Source organism: Sphingobacterium shayense, assembly GCF_013179575.1.
Taxonomy (GTDB): domain Bacteria; phylum Bacteroidota; class Bacteroidia; order Sphingobacteriales; family Sphingobacteriaceae; genus Sphingobacterium; species Sphingobacterium shayense.
In genome coordinates this window covers 1-7,837 of the sequence record NZ_JABMCQ010000184.1, presented here as the reverse complement: position 1 = coordinate 7,837, position 7,837 = coordinate 1, and the positions used below count along the sequence as shown (strand labels likewise).

Sequence of the window (7,837 nt, the reverse complement as noted above, 5' to 3'; positions counted from 1 at the left end):
AGAACTTATGCCATATATAGCTGAGATATAACAACCTTGATCCATCGATGCGTTCGACTCGAAAACGGCAATTATCTTCCGCCTTATAATAGCCTACGGGTTTCGTAAGTATCAAAAAATGAATTCAACAGTCAAATTAACATCATTGAAAATACATTAACGACGATGGAAGGTTTGATGCGATACGTACGTTTTAAAAAAAAATTAAAATATTTAAAGTATTTCACTCAATCTATTCGTCTACAATACCAAAGGCCTTTAATCATATAATAATAAAACAAAAGACATGAAAAATAAATTTAAATTCATACTGCCTAGACTTCTTGTCCTAACGGTTCTACTCGGTCTAGCAACCCTGATCATTGGGACAATCTTTAAACTGGTACTTTTAGCCACAGTAGCTATTGGGATTGGCTCGCTTATCACAGCAAAAATAAGAAAGAAAAAACTGTTGGCTTCTCGTGAACAGGCCGCAATAAGTCCATATCCTATGTATGCGGTATACCGTCAACAGCAGAGTGCTATCGTTCCGATGCAGCACACGTTCCAAGAAAGTAAAAAAACAATCGTACCTATTTATTAATCCATTTAAAATAAAAAAAATGTTCAATAGAGATAATTATACCACCGCCGATTTTCAAGGCCATAATAGATTTTGTAAAGGAAACTTTAAACAGAAATTCGAGAAGTTTCAGCAACACTTTTTTGACGATAGTGATTCGAGCACGGACTTTAAAAAGAGAGCACACGTTCCAGTAAACATTACCGAGAGTGATGAATTTTATCAGGTACAGCTTTTTGCCGCGGGACGCCGGAAAGAGGATTTCAAAATTAGTATCGACAAACAAATCCTAACTATATCGGGACTAGCACAGGAAGCGGACGCTACAGCAAACTATATCCATCAGGAACAACCCAACGCTTCGTTCGAACGTGCGTTTCAACTTCAAGACGACATTCTCACAGAAAGAGTCCATGCTAGTTATGATGACGGTGTGTTAACCATCATCCTACAAAAAGATTTGGACCGCGTTAAATCTGCACACCAAATTACCGTTTCGTAACATCCCTCGGCATTATTTGCCAATATATTTTTCTAAGAAAGCTCGATCCAAAAATCGAGCTTTTTTGATGTTCATCGCTATTGGTTTACTGCACGGAATAGCGCCGTTCGATGGCGTCTATTCTTGCAATCAGCTCGTTACTTTCGGCTGCCACCGCTATCGTTTTAAATCGCTCTAGTGCTTGGGAATTCAAATTAACTTCGCGCATATCGAATGGAGATAGATCGTTGTCTACGGCGTGATAGTATGCCAAATTTTCATCGATATACGTTAAGCTTTTTTCGGCAACGGTACGTGCTAGTTCAGGTCTGTCGGTCTTAAACAATGTGTCTACTACAATACTATTTATGTAGGCATGCTCCGGATTGACAATTTTTTTGGGCATGTGTTGGTTCGCAAGTAATGCGACCTGCCGACCCTGTTCCAATTTACCTTCTCGCACTAAGCTGTCCATAGCGACGCCCAACGTCTGTCGAAAAAGGTATTTGTTGACAAAAACATTGTAATCGTTATCCAGATGATGTATGTTTTGAATATTTCCCCATTTGTACTTAGTTGTAATGTTATCAAATAGTATATCTGTGTTAACAATAGATATTTGAGATTCTGGCTGCTGCACTTCGATTGGCATAAGCTTATACACGAGCCCTTCATTGACCAGATAACGGTCCAATCCCATAAAATTTTCCGAAGACAACATGTTTGCAAAATAAATAGGACGCTCCCAATTGTTATTGGCAAGAATGGACATCATTCCTAGCTCAGCTCTAGTGACCATATTCTTGGTGAATGACCAGCGCATAACATCGGTGATTGCTGCCTCCCATCCACTTGGCACGGCTTTATTACGTATGACATCGGCAGGATTGACTTTCAACTGCATCTTCCTTGTTGGCAGGAAATTCACATAGCTTCCGTCCTGAAGTTCTAGCTGATTATTTGGATTGTCGGAAAGCATAATTTCCAGTAGGGTATCTACGTCTGTATAGCCTTCAATCCCTAGCTCATGCACATGAACAACATCGCGAACGCCTTTTTCTACCTTGCTGACATCGATGTTAATCGGCACTCCCTTTGCGTCGTTTATTTCTCTAATAGATTGTTTTAGGTACCAGTCGGACTGTAAGTAACCAAGGTTTACAATCCTAATATCTGTACGTACACCTTCAACTTCTTGTAAATACCAGAGGGGGAATGTATCATTATCGGCATAGGTAAATAGGATCGCATTGGGTTCACAAGACTGTAGATAATTAAACGCCATGTCTCTAGTCCATGCCCGATCCGATCGGTCGTGGTCGTCCCAGTTTTGAGTGATTAAAAGCAAAGGTGCAGCTAGACTTGCCAAGGCAAACCCGCCAATTGTCGCAACTCTGGCGGATAAGTAGCGCGTCAGAAATTCTGTTAATGCAAAAACTCCTAGGCCTATCCATATCGCGAATACATAAAACGAGCCGGAGTAGGCATAGTCTCGCTCACGGGGTTGTAGAGGTGTTTGGTTTATAAAAATCACAATTGCGATTCCAGTAAAGAAAAACAATAAGCTTAGTACAAACGCATCCTTTTTATTTTTCTTAATATGCCAAAGAAAGCCAGCAATACCGATTAAAAAAGGGAGGAAATAATAAGTATTGCGTGAGGGATCATTCTTCATGCGCTCCGATAATGTAGTTTGTCCTGAGAGTCGCATTTCGTCCAAGGCGCGGATTCCAGATAACCAGTTGCCACTAATCTCCCCCCCGTGACTTTGTGTGTCGTTTTGACGACCTACAAAATTCCATAAAAAGTAACGCCCGTACATATGTCCCAGTTGATAGGAGAAGAAGAACCTTAAATTATCTGCGAAGCTCGGTGATTGATTGTCGCCAAGACCCAAATAATATCGATACATGTCGGCGTGTCGATTACTATATACACGAGGGAAAAACATTTCCTCGTTATATTTATATTCTCCGCTACTTTCTATCTTACGGTAATTTTTGTCTCCTTTTGCGAAAGTATGTTTACTTTCAAATCCGACTACTTTAGCGTCGAATGCAGGCCCCTTAAAAAGAGGTTCTGATTGGTACTGCTCGCGGCTAAGGTAGCCTAAAAAAGAAAAAGCATTGTCTGGAGATCCATTGTTGAGCGATATATCCGTTTGTGAACGCACCAACAACATTGTGTAGGAGCTAAATCCAAACAGAATAAAACTGAGTCCTAATAGCGACAAGTGTAATATGTATTTCGATTTTTTCTTAGCATACCATATCCCTGCGACTATACTGCAGCCTAGGGCTCCGATAAAAAATACAGCTCCTGAGCCAAAACTTAAACCAAGGAAATTCACAAAGAATAAATCTGTATAGGCAGCCAAGCTGACAAAATATTGTATAACGCCCCAAAGTATAAATGCTAAAATGAGAACCCCCAGAGCTAAGCTTTTCAACACGCCCTGCCAGCTAATGATATCCGTCTTTCGGTAGTATATAATAACCGCTAGAACAGGAATTGTAAGCAAATTCAATAAATGGACTCCGATAGATAGGCCAATAACAAATGCGATCAATAAAAGCCATTTACCGGCATCGGGCGCATCAGCTCTTGTTTCCCATTTTAAAATCAGCCAGAAAACGGCGGCCGTGCACAGGGAGGACATCCCATAAACTTCCGTTTCGACCGCCGAGTACCAAAAGGTATCGCTAAAGCTGTAAGCTAGAGCCCCCACAGCACCTGCCGCTAAAATCTGAAATTTGCTATTGCTAGACAAATCCAACTTTTTTCGATGCACGACCTTCTTTGCTAACGCCGTAATAGTCCAAAACAAAAAGACAATGGTAAGACCGCTTATGATAGCAGTACCAACATTCATCCAAAAGGCTATTTTGGTAACATCACCCAAGGCAAGATTCGAAAAAAGATTTTGAATCATTAAGAACAATGGTGCGCCTGGTTGGTGTACAACTTCAAGTTTGTAGGCGGAGGGAATGAACTCTCCTGTGTCCCACCAACTATTGAATCTATCGGTGGTACACACATAAACGGTCGCAGCAATCACGCCGCATATCCATCCACAGATGTTATTGAGTTTGTTATAGGTCATTTTTCTAGTTATTAGTACTCTAAATTTAGAAAAGAAACAGCATCCATCTCCAAAATTAACAGTATTTAACAGCAGATTGTTTCTCGTCGTGTCAAAGCAAAAAATCCTTGTGTGCTGAAAAGTCAAGAAGCTCAATAGAAAACCTATGAGATCCTTTAATATCGACTACGGACAGAGGTGATTAGTTAGATGAAAGCTCTTTACATATTCTTATGTCGCGACCATGTTGAAAAAAACTCTAAAACAGCTTAAAAAGGAAAGTCAATACCTACAATGGCTGATTCTTTCACTCCTATGATCCCAAAAGCAGGAGTAAAAACAGCGTGGTTTAGACTAAACATCCAAACAGAATTCATTTGTTTCACAAATGAATTCTACCTATTTTTTTTCCATTGGTTTAAAGTTGTATATTTGCTTTAACGATTCAGCAACGTCTACTTCACCTTTTCGCCCGAACGATGATTAGAATTAGCTGTATTTAAACCTATCGTTTACAGACGCTTAAACTATTTAAACTGAATGAAAAATAAGCCTATTAATTTTAGGGTGCTGACCAAAATTTTGTTGTTCAGCGGCTCTCTCACCGCGTTACCGATTAGTAAATCGGTCGCCTCCACGTATGCGCATGCAGCTATACAACAAACTGTAAAAGGTGTTGTAAAAGATGCCAAAGGTGCCCCTTTACCGGGAGCAACAATCACCGTCACCGATTCGAGCATGGGAACTCAGTCAGATCAAAATGGCGAATTTGAACTGTCCGGAGTAGCGACAGAGTCATCATTGACAATTTCTATGATTGGTTATTTGAACCAAGTAGTACCTGTTGATGGCGCTAGATTAGATATCGTCCTCCAGGAAGATCCTCACGGACTTGATGAAGTTGTGGTCGTCGGTTATGGATCCCTCGAGAAGAAGCAGCTCACGAGTGTGGTTACAACAATTCGTCCCGAAGAAATGGTTCCAGGATCCGTATCACCGCTAATGTCGATGCAGGGAAAGGTTCCCGGACTGAGCGTTGTCTCAGAACATGGAAACGACCCTAACTCAAGCGTCAGTGTACAACTCCGCGGGGTTAATTCTGTGAATGCTTCACAAGGACCATTAGTCGTTATCGACGGTGTGCCGGGTGGCGACGTTAATTCTGTTGCTAAAGAGGATATCGAATCTATCAACATTTTAAGAGACGCTTCAGGAGCAGCTATATATGGTACAAGAGCATCCGGCGGAGTGATTTTAATAACTACGAAACGACCGCAAATTGGAAAAGCCGTGGTTAGTTTCACTTCTGAGTATTTCTTAGAAGGGATTCGCAGACGGCCCGAAGTTCTATCTCCCGAGAAGTTTGTTGAAGTAGGACTAGGTGACGATCTGGGACATAAAACTGATTGGTACGACGAAGTAACGAACGACAATCCGTTTAGTCACCGTCAGGTCTTAAACGTTAGTGGCGGATCAGAAAATGCCAACGTTTACGCCACTTTTACCAAGCGCGATGCAACCGGAATTGGATTAGGCTCCAAGAGAGGCGAAATTGGAGGACGTGTGAACTCAAATTTCAAGTTCTTCGATGGACTTGCTGAACTAGCAACAAACGTTAGCTATAATGAAGTAGATGCCGATTTCACGAATTATGATATTTTCAATATGGCGATGGTGTTAAATCCGACGGAAACTCCATATAACGAAAATGATCTGACGGGCTATAACGTACTGGTGGGAGGGTATGATTATTGGAACCCTGTGGCTGAAGTTATGCTTCGTGACGACAGGCGTAAATACGATTACCTATTGGCCAACTCTACATTAAAGGTAAAGCTTAACCAATATTTAAGTACAAGCGCGACAGTCGGTTTAAAACGGAGCACAGAGCACGGGTCAATATTCCGTTCCTCGCAGCACCGTATCTCGCGCGAAGATAATGTGGATGGATATGCTAGCCAAGAATATTTACGTAAAACGGATCGTATATTCGAATGGTCTTTAACGTATGATAGACGTTGGGATAACCATTCCCTAAACGCAGTCGGCGGCTATAGTTATCAGGACTTTAATGGACAAGGCTTTAAGGGGGCAAATTCCGATTTTTCGGTTGACGGTATACGGGAACACGATTTTGCGTCGGGAAGCTACCTTTCAGAAGGGCGTGCTGAACTTGGGTCCTGGAAAGATCCTTGGGTAAAACTAGCTGCATTTTTTGGACGAGTGAATTATTCGTTTTTAGACAGATATATTGTTACGGCTACCGCTCGCTATGAGGGATCGTCGAAATTTGCGCCGGAAAACCGCTGGGGACTTTTTCCCGGGTTGTCGCTAGGCTGGCGTATGTCGGAAGAATCGTTCATGAAAGATGTCTCGTTTATCAATGATCTGAAATTTAGAGCGGGCTACGGCGAGACCGGTAATGAAGGCTTCGGAGCGGAGGTCTCCACTAGAATGTATAACGCTGACTCGTGGTTCCTGCAAGATGGCAAATGGTTCAGAACGTATGGTGTCCGGCACAATCAAAACGCCGGAATAAAATGGGAAGTCAAAAAGGAATACAACTTAGGGATGGATTTTTCGATACTAAATAATAAGTTAGGAGGTCGTTTCGATGTCTATAAACGGGTCATTGATGATCTAATTTATGACATTTCCGTATCCCAACCCCCTGCAATTCATGATAAAACAACGATGAATGTAGGTAGCATGGAAAATAAAGGATTTGAGTTTGAACTAAATTACAAAGCTGTAGACAAGGAGAATCTAACTTATACGACTTCAATAGTTGCTTCACATAACACTAGTAAACTTAACTCATTATGGGGTAGTCAAACATTTTCCGACAAAAAGAGTTTTCCTGCGCCCGGATCTCCAGGTACCGCCGTTCGTCTTTATCCTAATCAGGAAATCGGTAAATTTTTCTTATGGCGATATGCAGGCTTTACCGATGATGGATACTGGATGTTATATGACCAAGACGGTAATGCATTTGATGTGCGAGATCGAGCAAAACAGCAAGACGACAAATCTTTCGTTGGGCAGGCAATTCCGACCCTACAACTATCTTGGAACAATCAAGTAAAATATAAAAACTGGGATGCCAGTGTGTATATGCGTAGCTGGCTAGGTCATGATGTATTTAATATGATCAATATGTACTATAGCTTGCCAAATGTAAAAGGACAGAACGTATTAGAGGAAGCATACGAAGACCACAAGAACGTAGTCGGCGAGAAAGAACTTTCTGATTACTGGCTAGAAAAAGGAAACTTCTTAAAAGTGGACGCGATAAGCATCGGCTATACATTTAAGAAGTCGGCTATTAAACCTTTGAATCATCTTCGGTTATATGCAACGGGCCGTGACCTCTTTGTATTCACAAACTACACAGGACTTGATCCAGAAGTGAATATAAACGGTTTAGAACCAGGTTTTGAAGAACGTAACGTCTATCCGAAAACTAGGACGTTTATGTTTGGATTACAGCTTAATTTTTAATTAAAACAACGATGAACAAATATATAATATTTTTATGTGCAGGCATCGGACTTTTGTCTGCCGGTAGTTGCACGAAACTGGATCAAGAGTTTTATAGCTCTGTAACGCCAGAGACATTCTTCAAGAATGAAAAAGATATAAAGGCAGCATTGTTTAGGCCTTTTACCCATGCAAAATGGTACCTAGGAGAAGACCGCTGGCGTCTTCAAGA

Annotated in this window: 4 protein-coding genes and 1 pseudogene; 4 read left to right on the top strand and 1 reads right to left on the bottom strand. The window is 41.2% G+C overall.

What is annotated here, in order from left to right; all coding sequences use genetic code 11:
- Positions 1–286 precede the first annotated feature (286 nt).
- Positions 287–583: a hypothetical protein gene (locus HP439_RS16480; protein ID WP_172391438.1), complete on the top strand. Its 297-nt coding sequence runs from the start codon at positions 287–289 to the stop codon at positions 581–583.
- Between the two features lie 19 nt (positions 584–602).
- Positions 603–1,064: an Hsp20/alpha crystallin family protein gene (locus tag HP439_RS16475; RefSeq protein WP_172391437.1), complete on the top strand. Its 462-nt coding sequence runs from the start codon at positions 603–605 to the stop codon at positions 1,062–1,064.
- 85 nt (positions 1,065–1,149) lie between these two features.
- Here HP439_RS16475 and HP439_RS16470 read toward each other — a convergent pair whose 3' ends face one another.
- Complete coding sequence (locus HP439_RS16470; protein WP_172391436.1) at positions 1,150–4,146, bottom strand: DUF2723 domain-containing protein; 2,997 nt, start codon at positions 4,144–4,146, stop codon at positions 1,150–1,152.
- A 519-nt stretch (positions 4,147–4,665) separates the two neighbouring features.
- On the opposite strand from HP439_RS16470, the gene HP439_RS16465 reads away from it, so the two are divergent.
- Together HP439_RS16465 and HP439_RS16460 are read left to right on the top strand one after the other, a co-directional pair.
- Entirely contained in the window at positions 4,666–7,626 is a 2,961-nt protein-coding gene (locus tag HP439_RS16465; RefSeq protein WP_172391435.1) for a SusC/RagA family TonB-linked outer membrane protein, read from the top strand.
- Positions 7,627–7,637: 11 nt separating this feature from the next.
- Positions 7,638–7,837: pseudogene (locus HP439_RS16460) on the top strand (RagB/SusD family nutrient uptake outer membrane protein); the annotation flags it as partial.

Excerpts from the sequence above, each read along its gene's own strand:
- HP439_RS16480 (WP_172391438.1), top strand. The coding sequence starts at position 287 with ATGAAAAATAAATTTAAATTCATACTGCCTAGACTTCTTGTCCTAACG.
- HP439_RS16470 (WP_172391436.1), bottom strand. The coding sequence starts at position 4,146 with ATGACCTATAACAAACTCAATAACATCTGTGGATGGATATGCGGCGTG.
- HP439_RS16465 (WP_172391435.1), top strand. The coding sequence starts at position 4,666 with ATGAAAAATAAGCCTATTAATTTTAGGGTGCTGACCAAAATTTTGTTG.
- HP439_RS16475 (WP_172391437.1), top strand. The coding sequence starts at position 603 with ATGTTCAATAGAGATAATTATACCACCGCCGATTTTCAAGGCCATAAT.